Source organism: Corynebacterium sp. HMSC078H07, from assembly GCF_001812805.1.
Taxonomy (GTDB): Bacteria; Actinomycetota; Actinomycetes; order Mycobacteriales; family Mycobacteriaceae; genus Corynebacterium.
Window position 1 is genome coordinate 88,658 of the sequence record NZ_KV810519.1, and the last position, 15,400, is coordinate 104,057.

Consider the following 15,400-nt stretch of genomic DNA (forward strand, 5'->3'; position numbering starts at 1 on the left):
CGCACCGGTAGTCTGGCAGGCGACTCTTTCTCACCCGCCAATCAAGGAGCTGTCGTTATGACCACTGGTTTCCTCGTCAACCCGGACCTGTCCCGCCGCACCATCGAGTTCGAACTCGAGCACGCCAACCAGTTCCTCGGCGGTACCACCGAGGACCGCGTTTCTGTTGCCTTCCAGGATGATGGCCAGACCTACGCTGCGCTGTTTAACCCGAACGCCAAGGCCGAAGGCGCCGACCCGAACCCGGTGGCGTCCCTGGCCCGCAACGCCGCTGATACCGGCAACTCTGCCTTCCTCCAGGACCCGATCCGCTCCATCTGTGGCCCGGTTATTTTCGTCGCCGCTGATGGCGATGACAAGAACATCGACGAGGTCAAGGAAGCCGTCGAGTACGGCATCCGCGCCGTGAAGACCTACCACGAGGACAACCCGGAGGAGTACCAGCTGTGGCGCGCCGCCGTTATCAACTCGGATAAGCAGGTTTAAACAGCGCTAACGCCCCTTCCCACGACGCAACGGCCCCCACAGGGCCCGCGCGTCTCTTTTGTTTTCACACGTTTGCGTTTCTGATTTCGCATTTATCGAGGTCGTGAGGCGAATCGTGATAACTCTCGCGCGCGCGAGAGCTGCCGTTCGCGCAGGGCGAACGAGTTAGCGCCCCACAACGTTGAGGGCTAGCAGTCGCGCGGGTAGAGTGCTAGTCAGGTTGTTTTGACCCACAGTTGTTCACCCGCGACGACGGCTGTGCTGGGCTACCCACAACCGGCACACGCGCGTCCACGTGGGCGCGCATTGAGAACACTTTGGAGGAAATCATCATGGCAAACATCAAGCCGCTGGAGGACAAGGTCCTCGTCCAGATCGTTGAAGCTGAGACCACCACTGCATCCGGCCTCGTCATCCCGGACTCCGCAAAGGAGAAGCCGCAGGAGGCTACCGTCGTGGCTGTCGGCCCGGGCCGCACCAACGACAAGGGCGAGGTTGTTCCGGTTGGCGTTAACGAGGGCGACACCGTCATCTTCTCCAAGTACGGCGGCACCGAGCTGAAGTACGACGGCCAGGAGTACCTCCTGCTGTCCGCTCGCGACCTGCTCGCTGTCATCGAGAAGTAGGCGATTAACCCTATGCCAAAGCTGATTGCATTTGACCAGGAGGCCCGCGAGGGCATCCAGCACGGTGTAGACACGCTTGCCGACGCCGTCAAGGTCACCCTCGGCCCGCGCGGCCGCAACGTCGTACTGTCCAAGGCCTTCGGTGGCCCGACCGTCACCAACGACGGCGTCACCATCGCCCGCGACATTGACCTCGACGACCCGTTTGAGAACCTCGGCGCCCAGCTGGTGAAGTCCGTGGCTGTTAAGACCAACGACATCGCCGGTGACGGCACCACCACCGCCACTTTGCTGGCCCAGGCGCTCGTCTTTGAGGGCCTGCGCAACGTTGCTGCCGGCGCTAACCCGGTGGAGCTCAACAAGGGCATCGAGGCGGCCGCTGAAAAGGTCGTCGAGGAGCTCAAGAAGCGCGCCACCCCGGTGAACTCCTCTGCGGAGATCTCTCAGGTTGCCACCGTCTCCTCCCGCGATGCGGAGGTCGGCGAGATGGTCGCCGGTGCGATGGACAAGGTGGGCAAGGACGGTGTTGTCACCGTCGAAGAGTCCCAGACCATCGAGTCCGCTGTGGACGTGACCGAGGGTATTTCCTTCGACAAGGGCTACCTCTCCCCGTACTTCGCAACGGAGGAGGAGACCTACAACGCCGTGCTGGACGACGCCGCAATTCTCCTCGTCCGCAACAAGATCTCCTCCCTGCCGGACTTCCTGCCGCTGCTGGAGAAGATTGCGGAGTCCTCGCGCCCGACTCTCATCATTGCTGAGGACATCGAGGGCGAGCCGCTGCAGGCGCTCGTGGTGAACTCCATCCGCAAGGTCCTCAAGGTCGCCGCCGTGAAGTCCCCGTACTTCGGCGAGCGCCGCAAGGGCTTCATGGATGACCTGGCTGTTGTCACCGGCGCTACCGTTGTCGACCCAGAGGTGGGCATCAACCTCAAGGAGGTCGGTCCTGAGGTGCTCGGTTCCGCCCGCCGCGTCACCGTGTCCAAGGAAGACACCGTGATTGTGGACGGTGCTGGTACGGCAGAGGCCGTCGAGGAGCGCCGCGAGCAGCTGCGCCGCGAAATCGAGCGCACCGACTCCACCTGGGATAAGGAAAAGCTCGAGGAGCGTCTGGCCAAGCTGTCCGGTGGCGTTGCCGTCATCCGCGTTGGCGCCGCTACCGAGACCGAGGTCAACGAGCGCAAGCTGCGCGTCGAGGACGCCATCAACGCCGCCCGCGCGGCCGTTGAGGAAGGTGTTATCGCCGGCGGCGGTTCCGCACTGGTCCAGATCTCCAAGGAGCTCGAGTCCTTCGCTGAGGGCTTCGAGGGCGAGGCCAAGATTGGTGTGCTGGCAGTATCCCGCGCGCTGACCCGCCCGGCCTACTGGATTGCTGAGAACGCCGGCCTGGATGGCTCCGTCGTGGTGGCCCGCGTTGCCGAGCTGCCCAACGGTGAGGGCTTCAACGCCGCCACCCTGGAGTACGGCAACCTGCTGGAGCAGGGCATCATCGACCCGGTGAAGGTAACCCACTCCGCCGTCGTGAACGCCGCCTCCGTGGCCCGCATGGTTCTCACCACCGAGGCTTCCGTTGTGGAAAAGCCTGCCGAAGAAGAACCGGCACAGTCCGGCCACGCGCACGCGCACTAAAACGTGTGCGTGGGAAGCAGGAGCTTCCCACATTGCCGCAAGGAAGGCCCGCCGCCCGCACAACCTGTGGGGCACGGCGGGCCTTCGCCATGGGATGGGAAGCTTCGCCCTCGTTACTAGACTGTGGAGCCGTGGAACAAGAATTCATCACGGTCACTGGCGCTCGCGAAAACAACCTCAAGAACGTCAACGCTCGCATCCCCAAACGAGCACTCACTGTCTTCACCGGCGTGTCCGGTTCTGGCAAGACCTCCCTAGTCTTCGACACCATCGCCACCGAATCCCAGCGGCTCATCAACGAAACCTACCCCGGCTTCGTCCAAGGCTTCATGCAAGCGCCACCGCGGCCCGACGTGGACCAACTCGAAGGGCTGACCGCCGCCATCGTCGTAGGCCAAGAACCCATGGCAGCCTCCGCGCGCTCCACCTTCGGCACCTCCACCGACATCACCGGACATCTCCGCGTGCTCTTCTCCCGCCTCGCCGAACCTCGCGCCGGCGGGCCCGCGGCCTACTCCTTTAACGTGCCCTCCGCCTCCGGCCAGGGCGCCATCGAGGTCAATGGTGAGAAGGAGGTCCGCCGCTTCGAGCGCACCGGCGGCATGTGCCCGAGGTGTGAGGGAAGGGGAGAAGTGGGGGACGTCGATAAGCGCCAGCTCGTCGATGAGTCCCTCTCCCTCAACGACGGTGCCATCATTTACCCCGGCATGAAGGTGGATTCGTGGATGTGGCGCGCCTACGCCGAATCCGGGCTCTACCCTGCCGACGTGCCCGTCAAGGATTTCACCGAGGAGCAAAAGCGCGACCTCTATGAGACCGAGACCAAAGTCAAGGTCGGCGGCATCAACATGAGCTACATGGGCCTGGTCACGCGACTTAAGACCAACGTTCTAAGCAAACCTGTGGAGTCCCTGCAGAAGCACATGCGTGCGTTTGTGGAACGCGCAGTGGTCTTTGTTGCCTGCCCGGAATGCCAGGGCACGCGCCTTGCGCAGCACGCGCGGGAGTCCTACATCAATGGCGTCTCCATCGCGGACGTGTGCGCCATGGAGCTTGCCGACGCCTCCTCCTGGCTCCGCACCCTCACCTCACCCCTTGCTGCAGCCCCACTGCGAGGATTGGAGGCCGCCCTGGACTTGGGCCTGGGCTACCTCACGCTGGCGCGCCCAACCGGCACCCTTAGTGGTGGCGAGGCGCAACGCACGCGCATGGTGCGCCACATCGGTTCCGCGCTGACAGACGTCACCTACGTCTTCGACGAGCCCACCGCCGGTCTGCATCCACACGACGTCACGCGCATGAACGAGCTGCTGCTGCAACTGCGCGATAAGGGCAATACGGTGCTCGTGGTGGAGCACAATCCGGAGACGATGGCCATTGCGGATTGCGTGGTTCAACTCGGTCCAGGCGCAGGTGCGGCAGGCGGTGAGATTGTTTCCGTTGGCGACGCGCCGACCATGAGTGGAAAGGTCCAGCTCAAGGAGGAGGTGCGCACGCCCACCGGGGTGCTGGAGATCCGCGGGGCGAGCCGCAATAACCTGAAGAACATCGACGTGGACATCCCGCTTGGTGTGCTCACCGTGATTACCGGCGTGGCGGGGTCGGGTAAGTCCTCGCTGATGAACTGTGTGCCGGACAGCGATCGCGTTCTTATCGTCGACCAGTCTCCGCTGACTGGCTCGCGGCGCTCCAACCCGGCTACCTACACCGGTGCGATGGATGCGCTGCGCAAGGCCTTCGCCAAAGCCAACGAGGGTGCGACGCCCGGTATGTTTTCTTTCAATTCTGACGGCGCGTGCCCGGCCTGCTCCGGTGCCGGCGTGGTGACTGTCGAGTTCGGCGCAATGGATAGCGCCGACGTGCCCTGCGAGGTATGCGAGGGCCGCCGCTTTGCCGCCGACGTTCTGGACTACGAGCTGGCAGGCAAGAATATCGCCGACGTATTAGCCCTGCCTGCGGTAGAGGCCGTCGAGTACTGCACGGTGGCCAAGGTTCCGGCGGCTAAGCGCGTGTGCGAGCAGCTCGTGGCCGTGGGGCTGGGGTACCTCACGCTGGGCCAACCGCTTTCCACGTTGTCTGGCGGCGAGCGCCAGCGCTTGAAGCTGGCGGTGCGCCTGTGTGACCGCAAGGCTACGGCCGACATCATTGTCCTCGACGAGCCCACGGTACGCCTGCACCGCGAGGACGTCAATACGCTGCTGGCGCTTTTCGACGACCTCGTGGACTCCTCCCTCACCCTCATCTGCGTCGAGCACCACCGTGCCGTTGTGGCGCATGCGGATCACATCATCGACCTCGGGCCCGGCGCAGGGTCCGCGGGCGGCGAGATTGTCGCTGCGTGTTCGCCGTGGGAATTCCTAGAGACGGGCACGGTGACCGCCCGTTATCTGGCCCAGGTGGTGTAGCCGCGTGATGCTACTTAAAGAAACTTCACTCGAAGCAGGTGCTCCGAGGAAGCCAAGCACACACGAACAGGCGCGCAAGAACTGGCACACACGGCTAGGCGCACACTGCGAGGCTCGCGCGAAAAGGCGCCGCAGGCTAGGGGCACTCGGTTGGGCGCAGCAGGCTAGGCGCTCACGGTGGCGTGGGTGCGGCGCGAGCGCAGGGCCACCACGCGCTCAGATTCGCTCATTCCGCCCCAGACGCCGTAAGGCTCGCCGGAAGCCAGAGCATGCTCGCGGCACAGCTCGATGACCGGGCAAGTGTGGCAGATGGCCTTGGCGCGGTTCTCGCGCTGAGCGCGGGCGCGACCGCGCTCGCCGTCCGGGTGGTAGAACACGTCAGAGTTTTCTCCACGGCATGCGCCCTGGAGCTGCCAATCCCAAAAGTCCGCATTCGGCCCGGGGAGCAGGAATGACTGAGACACGTTCGATTCTCCTTCGTTGAAGATAGAGCGCCCGGACACGAGGACACGACTGCCACCGAAAACATGACTCCGTGAGTGCCGGGGTGAGACGAGAATGAAGTGTGACTGCCTTGGGTGAACGACACGTTACACCTTGTTGACATTCAGGTATAACCCTGACAAGGTGTCCGGTTTTGTGCAGATTGACCTGCGTATATGCGCAAGGTGAACGGTATATGAACTTTTTTATGGTGGGCTAAGAATGGGGAATATGCCCGTCGTTTCGGGATTCAGCTCACGGGTGTGACATGATATTCGTGCACAACGCGAAGAAATAAAGCGAAATAATACGGCAAGAAGAACAAGCAAGGATGGCAGTGGCTACCAAAGCTACAGGCGCGAGCGATGCGGCAACGGCATCGAAGCGCGACAGCGAAAAGGAATTGGCGGACCTCGTTCCGCTGGCTGTCGACGGTAGCCGCCGCGCACTGCAAGACATCATGCGCATCATCCACCCGCAGGTCCTGCGCTATTGCCGCGCGCGCATCGGCGGCCACCGCCAACCCACTGCGGAAGATGTGGCGCAGGAGATCTGTTTGGCCGTGGCGACGTCGATTAGCACGTACAAGGACAAAGGCCGCCCCTTTATGGCTTATGTGTACGGCATCGCATCCCACAAAGTCACCGACGCCCACCGCGCGCTCAGCCGCGACCAGACCAACCCCACCGACGAGGTTCCCGAAGACGCGGCTGACGACGCCACTCCGGAAGAATCCGCGCTGGTCATGGATGGTAGTAACAGAGTGCGTGCGTTGCTCGATACGTTAAGTGACAAGGCCCGGGACATCATCATCTTGCGAGTGTTCGTCGGACTGTCGGCAGAGGAAACCGCTGAGATTGTGGAATCAACCCCTGGCGCAGTCCGCGTGGCACAGCATCGTGCGCTGGCGCAATTGCGAAAGTCTCTCGATTCGAGCGCGGACTGAGATATACGGCACTTGGCACGGACAATTTAAAATCATTCTCTATCAAGGAAGGGAGGACATCATGGCAAAGAAGGAGCAGGCTCAGCTGGGCGTCGCTGAGCAGCTGCAACCCTTGGTTGACGATGATGCATTCCTCACCAGTCTCTCCGAAGGCATCGACCCCACCGACGGCGATGATGAGCTAGCGGGGCTTCTGTTGGAGCTGCGTGGGGACGTCGAAAAGCAGATGCCTCCGGCTCCGCTCATCGAAGGCGCGGACGAGGAACCTGCCGTAATCTCTCTGGCCTCTGCGCGCCGCCGCCGTCGCAGCAAGCCGCTTATGCACGGTCTCATTGGCGCAGCCGCGGCAACGCTGCTCATCGCCGGCTCTGGCGCGGTGATTGTTAACGCTGGCCCAGGTTCCCCGCTTTATGGTGTTAACCAGTCTCTCTTCGGTGCGGAGAATCAGGATGTCTCCGTCGTGGAGCTGGCCGGCACGCTCGATGAGATGGAGAAGCGCTCGGCGCAAGGTGACATGGATGGTACCCGTCAGCTGCTGGAAGAAGCCCGCAAGATGGTGGACCAAGCCAAGCAGGAACGCGCAGAGCAGCCTGAGCGCCCGGCTAAGCCACAGCCACGCGCCACGGTGACGGCAACGCAGACCGTGGAGAAGCCCGCCCCGGTGGAAGAGGAGCAGCCGCCGCAGGAGCCGGTGACCGTAACCCAGACCCAGACTGCGGTCTCCACTGTTGTGGTCACGAGCACGGTTTCAGCAGGCAACCCGCTGAGCCCGCCGGCGCAGAACTACCCGGAGCCCGTTGAACCGGGCGGTGGCGAGCAAGCCCCGCAGCAGCCGGCACCAGATACGGCACCCGAAGATGCGCCGGGGGACAACGGCCTCCCGCCGGCGCAGTTCCAGCAGTAAAACCACAAAAGAACCTCTTCCCCCGAGCAGCATCAGGGGGGAGAGGTTCTTTCCGTATCAACGCGCGGTATTTCGACCGCGCTTCAACCGCGCGCTAGTAGCGCGAATCCATACCGTCGAGATAGCCCACCGCATAATCCCAGGGCACATAGCGAGCAGGGTCCGGCTCCGCGCCTGGCTCATGGACCGGCGCCAGCTGGCCCTGGAGGGTGGCCTGCATATTGGCGGCCAAGATGTGCCACTCGTAGAAGTGGTTTTCCTCGCAGTCTTCGCAGAAGAAGAAAATGCCGTCGATGCCGCGCGGGCTTAAGACACGCGCAAATTCCTGGACCATGGCGAGATCATGAATGACGCCGAGGCGGTCCTCCTCGGACAGCGGTTCGACGTGGTCCTCTTCCTCGAGGAAAGAAGCCGGGTCGTTCGGATCGTCCGCGAAAGGATCGCGGGGCATGTTGGCGAAAAAGTTCACGTCTGCGAGCCTATTGACTTGGCGCCCTCATAGCAATTCTCTTGCGCGGGTACGGCTACCACTATGGGCTGCACACGCACTACAGTGAGGATCACCGCATACAACTATTCGGTCAGTTTAGGAGAGCTTTACCCTCATGAGCCACGTCCACACCGGCGGAGACAACCCCGACAAGATTGCACTCTACGGCCTCACCTTCGATGACGTTTTGCTGCTTCCGGCAGAATCCAACGTCGTTCCCTCCGAGGTGGATACCTCGGCGCAGTTCACCCGCAACATTCGCCTCGGCGTGCCGCTGGCTTCCGCCGCGATGGATACGGTGACCGAGGCCCGCATGGCCATCGGCATGGCCCGCCAGGGTGGCATTGGTGTCCTGCACCGCAACCTGTCCGCGGAGGACCAGGCGCAACAGGTTGAGATTGTGAAGCGTTCCGAATCTGGCATGGTCACCAATCCTGTGACGGCCACCCCGGACATGACTATCGACGAAATCGATACGCTGTGCGCGCGGTACCGGATTTCGGGCCTGCCGGTCGTCGATAAGCAGGGCGTCCTCGTGGGTATCTGCACCAACCGTGACATGCGCTTCGAGCCGGATTTCTCCCGCACCGTCTCCGAGATTATGACGCCGATGCCGCTGGTTGTGGCCAAGGAAGGTGTCAGCAAGGAAGAGGCGCTGGCGCTGCTGTCCGCTAATAAGGTGGAGAAGCTGCCCATCGTCGATGATGACAACAAGCTCGTCGGCCTCATCACCGTTAAGGACTTTGTCAAGACTGAGCAGTTCCCGAATGCCTCCAAGGACAGCTCTGGGCGCCTGCTCGTGGCGGCGGGTATCGGTACCGGTGAGGAGTCCTACCAGCGCGCGGGCCAGCTTGTCGACGCCGACGTGGACGTCCTCGTCGTCGACTCCGCCCATGCCCACAACAACCGCGTGCTTGAGATGGTTTCCCGCGTGCAGAAGGACTTCGGTGACCGCGTCGACGTCATCGGCGGCAACCTGGCCACCCGTGCTGCTGCCCGCGACATGATTGAGGCCGGCGCGGATGCCATCAAGGTCGGTATTGGCCCCGGCTCCATCTGTACTACCCGCGTGGTCGCGGGCGTGGGCGCGCCGCAGATTACCGCCATTATGGAAGCCGCCGCCGAAGCTGGTCCGGCGGGTGTGCCGGTCATTGCGGACGGCGGTATGCAGTACTCCGGTGATATTGCCAAGGCGCTGGCCGCCGGTGCGGATGCCGTCATGCTGGGCTCCATGCTGGCGGGCACTACCGAGTCCCCGGGCGATATCGTCGTGGTCCAGGGCAAGCAGTACAAGCGCTACCGTGGCATGGGCTCCATGGGCGCGATGCAGGGTCGCGGGCTTACGGGTGAGAAGCGGTCCTACTCTAAGGACCGTTACTTCCAGGCGGATGTGCGTAGCGAGGATAAGCTGGTGCCAGAAGGCGTGGAGGGCCGCGTGCCGTTCCGCGGTGACATTGATGCCATTGTTCACCAGATTGTCGGCGGCCTGCGTGCCTCCATGGGCTACACCGGTTCCGCAACCTTGGCCGAGCTGAAGACCAAGCAGTTTGTCCAAATCACCGCTGCGGGCCTTAAGGAGTCTCACCCGCACCACCTTCAGCAGATCGTCGAAGCTCCGAACTACCGTTAAGGACTTATCATGCGCGATTACGTAGAAATTGGCGTCGGCCGCGAGGCACGCCGCACCTATGACCTCAGCCAGGTGTCCCTGGTGCCTACCCGTCGTACGCGTTCCTCCAAGGACGTGGACACCTCCTGGAACATTGACGCCTACACCTTCGACGTTCCGTTCGTCTCGGCGCCGACCGATGCTCTTGCCACCCCCGAGTTCGTCATTGAGATGGGCAAGCAGGGCGGTCTTGGTGTCATCAACGCAGAGGGCCTGTGGGGCCGCCACGAGGACTTGGAGGGCGCGATTGCCCGCGTGACGGAGAACTTCGGCGACCTGTCTACGCTGCAGGAGCTGCATGCCGCGCCCCTCAATGAAGAGTTGCTGGCCGAGCGCATCGCGCAGGTGCGCGATTCCGGCGTGACCGTGGCCGTGCGCGTGTCCCCGCAGCGTGCCCGCGAGTTGGCGCCCGTAGTTATTAAGGCTGGCGCGGAGCTGCTGTTTATCCATGGCACCCTGATTTCGGCTGAGCACGTGCAGACCGGCGGCGAGCCGCTCAACCTCAAGGAATTCATCGGTTCGCTGGATACCCCGGTGATTGCTGGCGGCGTGGCGGATTACACCACGGCCCTGCATCTCATGCGCGCGGGCGCAGCCGGCATCATCGTCGGCTCCGGCGTGAACACTAACCCGGAGACTCTCGGCATTGATATCCCGATGGCGACCACCATCGCGGACGTTGCGGCCGCTCGCCGCGACTACCTGGATGAAACCGGGGGCCGCTACGTGCATGTGCTTGCCGACGGCGACATCCACACCTCCGCGGACATCGCCAAGGCCATTGCTTGTGGCGCCGATGGCGTCGTGCTGGGGCCGGTCCTCGCGCGTGCGGCGGAGGCCGGCGGTAAGGGCTGGTACTGGCCGTCGACGGCCGGCCACCCGCGTTTCCCGCGCGGCGTCATCGAGCCGGTTGGCGTGGCTGGCACCCTCCTCGGCGCCGACGACGAGGATGTCCCCGCGGGATCGCCGTCCCTCGAGGTCGTCGTGCATGGCCCATCCAACGAGCCGCTGGGTGAGCTCAACCTGGTTGGTGGGCTCAAGCGCGCGATGGCGAAGTGCGGCTACACCGACCTGAAGTCCTTCCAGAAGGTGGGCCTGGCCGTCCGTTAATTCTGCGGGCGGCGGAAGCGCCACGGGGCGCGTGGGCGCAGCGCAATTGTGCGGAAAATGATGCGCCCGCGCGCCGGCACCATCGTTTGGACAACCGATGCCAACACCACCAAGGCAATGGCCGTGAGCTTGAGCGCGGTCACGCCCTGGGAGAGGAGCAGCCAGCCGAAGAAGGCGGCGAACACCGGCTCGAGGGCGATGAGAATGGAAAAGACATTGGGAGCAAGACGCTTGAGAGCGATGAACTCGAGTGAGTAGGGGATAAGTGATGCCAGCACGCCCGTTCCCAACGCCACGAACAGCAACCACGGATCGCTGACCAGAACGAGCGCGCCGCGTCCTCCCAGCGGCAGCAGCGTCAGCCCGCCGATAAAGAGGGCCACTGCTAGACCATCTTGGCAGCTAAAGAGCGCTCCAGCCTTCTTACTTGCCAGGATGTAGGCAGCCCAACAAGCGCCGGCCAACACCAAGAACACCACGCCGCGCGGGCTCAGCGGCTCTCCGGTCAACGAGTCCACGCCCAGTAGGGCCATACCGATGAGGGCGAGGGTGACGCAGGTGGCGTCGCGAAGCGACCGCGACAAAACCGCCGCCAACAGCAACGGGCCCACGAACTCAATGGTCACCGCGGGGCCTAGCGGAACCACCTCGATGCCCGCGTAGAAGAAGCCATTCATCAACCCCAACGACACACCAAACAGCGCAGCCGAAATCCACTTTTCCCGGTTCCACGTTTGCACCTTGGGGCGCGCGATGAGCAACAGGATTGCCGAGGCCATCAGCAAACGCATCGACGCCGTTCCCCACGTGCCCGCATGAGGAAAGAGCTGGATGGCCAGGCTCGCTCCGAGCTGTAGCGAGATGCACGAGCCAATGACGCACAGGATAGCGAGCGGGTTGGTCATGCGGACTATTGTCCTACATTCCCTCGACATTCACTGCGAAAGGAGCACTGCGTTAAACTGGTGGCCGTGACTACCCCAAATACAACCCCGCGTCCTGTCCTCGTGGTGGACTTTGGCGCCCAGTACGCGCAGCTCATCGCCCGCCGCGTGCGTGAGGCCAACATCTACTCCGAGGTTGTCCCCAACTCTGCGTCGGTAGAAGACATTAAAGCCAAAAACCCGGCTGCGCTGATTCTTTCCGGCGGGCCGTCTTCGGTGTATGCCGACGGCGCCCCTGAGCTCAAGCCGGAGCTGCTCGAGCTCGGCATCCCGGTCTTTGGTATCTGCTACGGCTTCCAGTCCATGACTCGCGTCCTCGGCGGCACCGTGGCCGCCACTGGTGCTCGCGAGTATGGCCGCACGGACATGACCGTGTCCGGCGGCGTGCTGCATAAGGGCCTGGAGGACACCCACAAGGTATGGATGTCCCACGGCGATTCGGTCTCTGAAGCCCCGGAGGGCTTCGAGGTGACTGCCTCTTCCGATGGTGCGCCCGTGGCTGCTATGGAGTGCTTGTCCAAGAAGATGGCTGGTGTGCAGTACCACCCAGAGGTCCTGCACTCGCCGCACGGCCAGGAGGTGCTCACGCGCTTCCTTACTGAGGTGGCTGGTCTGGAGCAGAACTGGACTGCTGAGAACATTGCGGAGCGCCTCATTGAGGATGTGCGCGAGCAGATTGGTGAGGACGGCCATGCCATTTGCGCCCTGTCTGGTGGCGTGGACTCCGCCGTGGCCGCGGCCTTGGTGCAGCGCGCTATTGGTGACCGTTTGACCTGTGTCTTCGTCGACCACGGCCTGCTGCGCGCGGGCGAGCGTGAGCAGGTGGAGAAGGACTTCGTGGCGTCGACTGGCGCGAAGCTCATTACCGCTGATGAGCGCGAGGCTTTCCTTTCCAAGCTGGCTGGTGTGACTGAGCCGGAGGCTAAGCGTAAGGCCATCGGTGCGGAGTTCATCCGCTCCTTTGAGCGCGTCGTCGACCAAGCCCTGGACGGCCAGGATGCCGCGTTCCTGGTGCAGGGCACGCTTTACCCGGACGTGGTGGAGTCCGGCGGCGGTGATGGTACCGCGAACATTAAGTCCCACCACAACGTGGGCGGCCTGCCTGACGACGTCGAGTTCGAGCTCGTCGAGCCGCTGCGCCTGCTCTTCAAGGACGAGGTCCGTGCGGTTGGCCGCGAACTGGGCCTGCCGGAAGAAATCGTGGCACGCCAGCCGTTCCCGGGCCCGGGCCTGGGCATCCGCATTATTGGTGAGGTCACCGAGGAGCGCCTGGAGACCCTGCGCCAGGCAGACCTCATCGCGCGTACTGAGCTGACCAACGCTGGCCTGGATGGCGAGATTTGGCAGTGCCCGGTGGTGCTGCTTGCCGACGTCCGCTCGGTCGGCGTCCAAGGCGATGGCCGCACCTACGGACACCCGATCGTCCTGCGCCCGGTATCCTCCGAAGACGCCATGACTGCGGACTGGACCCGCCTGCCGTACGACGTGTTGGAGAAGATCTCCACCCGCATTACCAACGAGGTCAAGGATGTTAACCGAGTCGTGCTCGACGTGACGTCGAAGCCGCCGGGAACCATCGAGTGGGAGTAAACGCGTGGGATGAAAATCCTTCGCACAGTAGCGCGGCCGTGCCCTAATGACTCAAGGGCGCGGCCGCGCTGTGCATTGTGCCCTGCGGTTGTTGCTGGGCGGTTTAGGGAATGATGGTGGGCGGGCCGCTGATCATGTCGTTGTAGAGCGCAATGTCACCGCTAATCGGCACGAGCTGGTCGCCTTGGATCTGGAGCTGAACGGTAGCGCGCTCCGTGATGCCTTCTGCCGTGGTGCCGCCGCGGCGGCCGAAGGTGGCTTGGAGGGTGTCGTCGCTTAGCACCTGCACATTTTCGATGCTGGCTGCCGTTACGCCGGTGTTGGCCAATGGGGTCGAACCCGACCAGACGATGAGGCCTTGGGCAATCGACGAACCGAGCCCTCCTGGCCCGTTGAGGTTGCCGTAGGTACCGCTCAGCACGGAGTAGCTGATAGGTGCGCAGGGGTTGTAGCCGCCATCGGTCACGGTGAAATAGAGTCGGGGCACGACGTCGCTGCGCAAAGCGGTGGCTCCCTCAGCGCCGAGGCCATAGCGCGTGTGGAAGTAAGCGTTTTCGGTGGCGCAGGTGTCTGTCGTGCCGGCATGTGCTTCGCCGGGGTTGAAGGCAACGGCGGCGGCACCCGTTGACGTACGGGGCACAGAGTCGTCGCCAATGGAGGCTTCGGCAGCGAGTGGTGCGTTAGCGGCAGCATTCGGCGTGCTGTGGTCAGTGGTCGTGGTTTCGGTGGCAGGGGAGCAGGCGGCGAGTGCCGCGCAGCCGAGGATGTAGGGAAGAATCAGGGAATATTTCATGACCCGAACGCTAGCAACAGGCCGCTTTCAGGAGGAAGGGGATGATTCCCCAGCGCCCCCAAAACGCACTGCTTCTAGCTCGGTGAAGGTGAAAAAATAGCCCCCTGAACGGGGCTTTTAGAGTGGGCGCGCACGTGTAGCCGCGCACCGAGGACTATTCCTCAGTGGGCGGCTGGTCGGAGGCTTGGACGCGCGGTGCGCCGGTGATTCGGCGCGGGGAACGAGGATTAACCCGGCGGCGGATCGGGCGGGCCAGTGCTAGCCGAACCACCGGGCGGTGAGGACGAGCGCGGCGGGTGCGCGGGGCTGGGAATTGGAACGGGCGGGCCCGCCCACGGCGGCAGGTAATGCACGCGGCCGTCGATGCGGTCCAAGCGGCCGCGGCCAGTTGGGTGCCGTGGGTCATCGTCGTTGACCGCATTGTGATACGCGCACAGCGGCACCATGTTGGCCATGTTGGTCGGCCCACCATCTTGGAAGCGGATGAGGTGATGAATCTGCGAATCCTCAGCAGGCGCATTGCAACCAGGCCACGCACACGTGGGATGCTCTGCCGACAGCGCAAGACGCTGCTTCGGGCTGGCAAAGCGGCTAGCCATGTAGAGGTTGACGGGGCCGTGGTGGGGATGGATAAGGGTGATGAGGCCGACGTCGGCAAGCTTTTCGCGCACAAACTCCGCACCGCTCATCGTGGCACCGTTGGTCAGCTGCAGCTCAATCTCCTCACCATCGCCGTCAATGATGCGGTCCATCTCATCGAGGCGCACGATGACGTTGGATTGAAGCTTCTGACCCGAGCCGCCCCCGCCGCGGAACACGGTATGTGCCGCGGTGAGCAAGTCCTTATCGGTCGTCTTGAGCACGGCCAGCAGCTTCGAGATGTTCAGCGAGCTATCCGTGATGCTCAGCGTGTGATTGCGGCCTTCCCGGCGCGTCACGCGCACGCCCGGGGCGGGGTCCTTGGGCGGGCGCCACTCCTTGAGCTTCGCCTTCGCCACTATGGCGATCTTCTCCCGCGGGGTAGCGGCCAGCAGCTGGCGCAGCTCCCAGGCCTTGCGTGCCTTGAGCCGAGAACAGTAACGCTCGATGTCAAGGAGCGTGAACACATCGTGGCGCGTGCGGCGCGCTTTGCGCTGCCGGGAGCGGAACATGGTGTCGCCGAAGTACACCTCGTGCAGGTTGAGAAGCTTCGCCGCGAAGTCTGGCTGCGCGCCCATCTGAACCAGTTGTGCGCGCGTAACACCGGCGCACTGCTCGACCACGTCGAGCCCATGCGCTAGTGCCTGAATGTAACCCCCCAGTTGCATAGGCCACAGCCTAAACCA

The 15,400-nt window shown here is 63.4% G+C and carries 14 protein-coding genes; 9 read left to right on the forward strand and 5 right to left on the reverse strand.

Features of this window, described 5'->3' with window-relative positions; translation table 11 throughout:
* The first annotated feature begins 57 nt into the window (after window positions 1-57).
* The 4 genes from HMPREF2875_RS12575 (at window position 58) to HMPREF2875_RS12590 (ending at window position 5,146) form a co-directional block, all read left to right on the forward strand.
* Complete coding sequence (locus HMPREF2875_RS12575) at window positions 58-486, forward strand: hypothetical protein (RefSeq protein ID WP_070673529.1); 429 nt, start codon at window positions 58-60, stop codon at window positions 484-486.
* Window positions 487-812: 326 nt separating this feature from the next.
* Entirely contained in the window at window positions 813-1,112 is a 300-nt protein-coding gene (gene groES / locus HMPREF2875_RS12580; RefSeq protein WP_167595557.1) for a co-chaperone GroES, read from the forward strand.
* Window positions 1,113-1,124: 12 nt separating this feature from the next.
* Complete coding sequence (gene groL / locus HMPREF2875_RS12585) at window positions 1,125-2,741, forward strand: chaperonin GroEL (RefSeq protein ID WP_070673530.1); 1,617 nt, start codon at window positions 1,125-1,127, stop codon at window positions 2,739-2,741.
* 89 nt (window positions 2,742-2,830) lie between these two features.
* The gene (locus tag HMPREF2875_RS12590) at window positions 2,831-5,146 is read left to right on the forward strand and encodes an excinuclease ABC subunit UvrA (protein ID WP_070673532.1); all 2,316 of its coding nucleotides are present in this window, start codon (window positions 2,831-2,833) and stop codon (window positions 5,144-5,146) included.
* A gap of 164 nt (window positions 5,147-5,310) precedes the next feature.
* Here HMPREF2875_RS12590 and HMPREF2875_RS12595 read toward each other — a convergent pair whose 3' ends face one another.
* Window positions 5,311-5,610, reverse strand: a complete 300-nt coding sequence (locus HMPREF2875_RS12595) for a WhiB family transcriptional regulator (protein ID WP_039674337.1) — start codon at window positions 5,608-5,610, stop codon at window positions 5,311-5,313.
* A 350-nt stretch (window positions 5,611-5,960) separates the two neighbouring features.
* On the opposite strand from HMPREF2875_RS12595, the gene HMPREF2875_RS12600 reads away from it, so the two are divergent.
* The gene (locus HMPREF2875_RS12600) at window positions 5,961-6,575 is read left to right on the forward strand and encodes a sigma-70 family RNA polymerase sigma factor (protein WP_070673534.1); all 615 of its coding nucleotides are present in this window, start codon (window positions 5,961-5,963) and stop codon (window positions 6,573-6,575) included.
* Between the two features lie 61 nt (window positions 6,576-6,636).
* Window positions 6,637-7,479 carry a hypothetical protein gene (locus tag HMPREF2875_RS12605; RefSeq protein WP_070673536.1) on the forward strand — a complete coding sequence of 281 codons (843 nt, stop codon included), beginning with the start codon at window positions 6,637-6,639 and terminating at the stop codon, window positions 7,477-7,479.
* Window positions 7,480-7,573: 94 nt separating this feature from the next.
* On the opposite strand, the gene HMPREF2875_RS12610 is transcribed toward HMPREF2875_RS12605, so the two are convergent.
* Complete coding sequence (locus tag HMPREF2875_RS12610; RefSeq protein WP_039673837.1) at window positions 7,574-7,948, reverse strand: DUF5319 domain-containing protein; 375 nt, start codon at window positions 7,946-7,948, stop codon at window positions 7,574-7,576.
* Between the two features lie 136 nt (window positions 7,949-8,084).
* Here HMPREF2875_RS12610 and guaB point away from each other — a divergent pair, with 136 nt between their 5' ends.
* Window positions 8,085-9,599 carry an IMP dehydrogenase gene (gene guaB / locus HMPREF2875_RS12615; RefSeq protein ID WP_070673538.1) on the forward strand — a complete coding sequence of 505 codons (1,515 nt, stop codon included), beginning with the start codon at window positions 8,085-8,087 and terminating at the stop codon, window positions 9,597-9,599.
* 9 nt (window positions 9,600-9,608) lie between these two features.
* Entirely contained in the window at window positions 9,609-10,748 is a 1,140-nt protein-coding gene (locus HMPREF2875_RS12620; protein ID WP_070673540.1) for a GuaB3 family IMP dehydrogenase-related protein, read from the forward strand.
* Here the strand turns inward: HMPREF2875_RS12620 and HMPREF2875_RS12625 are convergent.
* Entirely contained in the window at window positions 10,745-11,653 is a 909-nt protein-coding gene (locus tag HMPREF2875_RS12625; protein WP_070673541.1) for an EamA family transporter, read from the reverse strand. The two genes, HMPREF2875_RS12620 and HMPREF2875_RS12625, sit on opposite strands and share 4 nt — an antisense overlap.
* A gap of 66 nt (window positions 11,654-11,719) precedes the next feature.
* On the opposite strand from HMPREF2875_RS12625, the gene guaA reads away from it, so the two are divergent.
* A complete protein-coding gene (gene guaA, locus HMPREF2875_RS12630; RefSeq protein ID WP_210388201.1) occupies window positions 11,720-13,282 on the forward strand; it encodes a glutamine-hydrolyzing GMP synthase in 1,563 nt (520 codons plus the stop codon).
* A 103-nt stretch (window positions 13,283-13,385) separates the two neighbouring features.
* Here guaA and HMPREF2875_RS12635 read toward each other — a convergent pair whose 3' ends face one another.
* Together HMPREF2875_RS12635 and HMPREF2875_RS12640 are read right to left on the reverse strand one after the other, a co-directional pair.
* Window positions 13,386-14,075 carry a hypothetical protein gene (locus tag HMPREF2875_RS12635; protein ID WP_070673545.1) on the reverse strand — a complete coding sequence of 230 codons (690 nt, stop codon included), beginning with the start codon at window positions 14,073-14,075 and terminating at the stop codon, window positions 13,386-13,388.
* A gap of 227 nt (window positions 14,076-14,302) precedes the next feature.
* Window positions 14,303-15,382, reverse strand: coding sequence for an HNH endonuclease signature motif containing protein (locus HMPREF2875_RS12640; protein WP_070673546.1), 1,080 nt, complete (start codon window positions 15,380-15,382; stop codon window positions 14,303-14,305).
* Window positions 15,383-15,400: the final 18 nt, after the last annotated feature.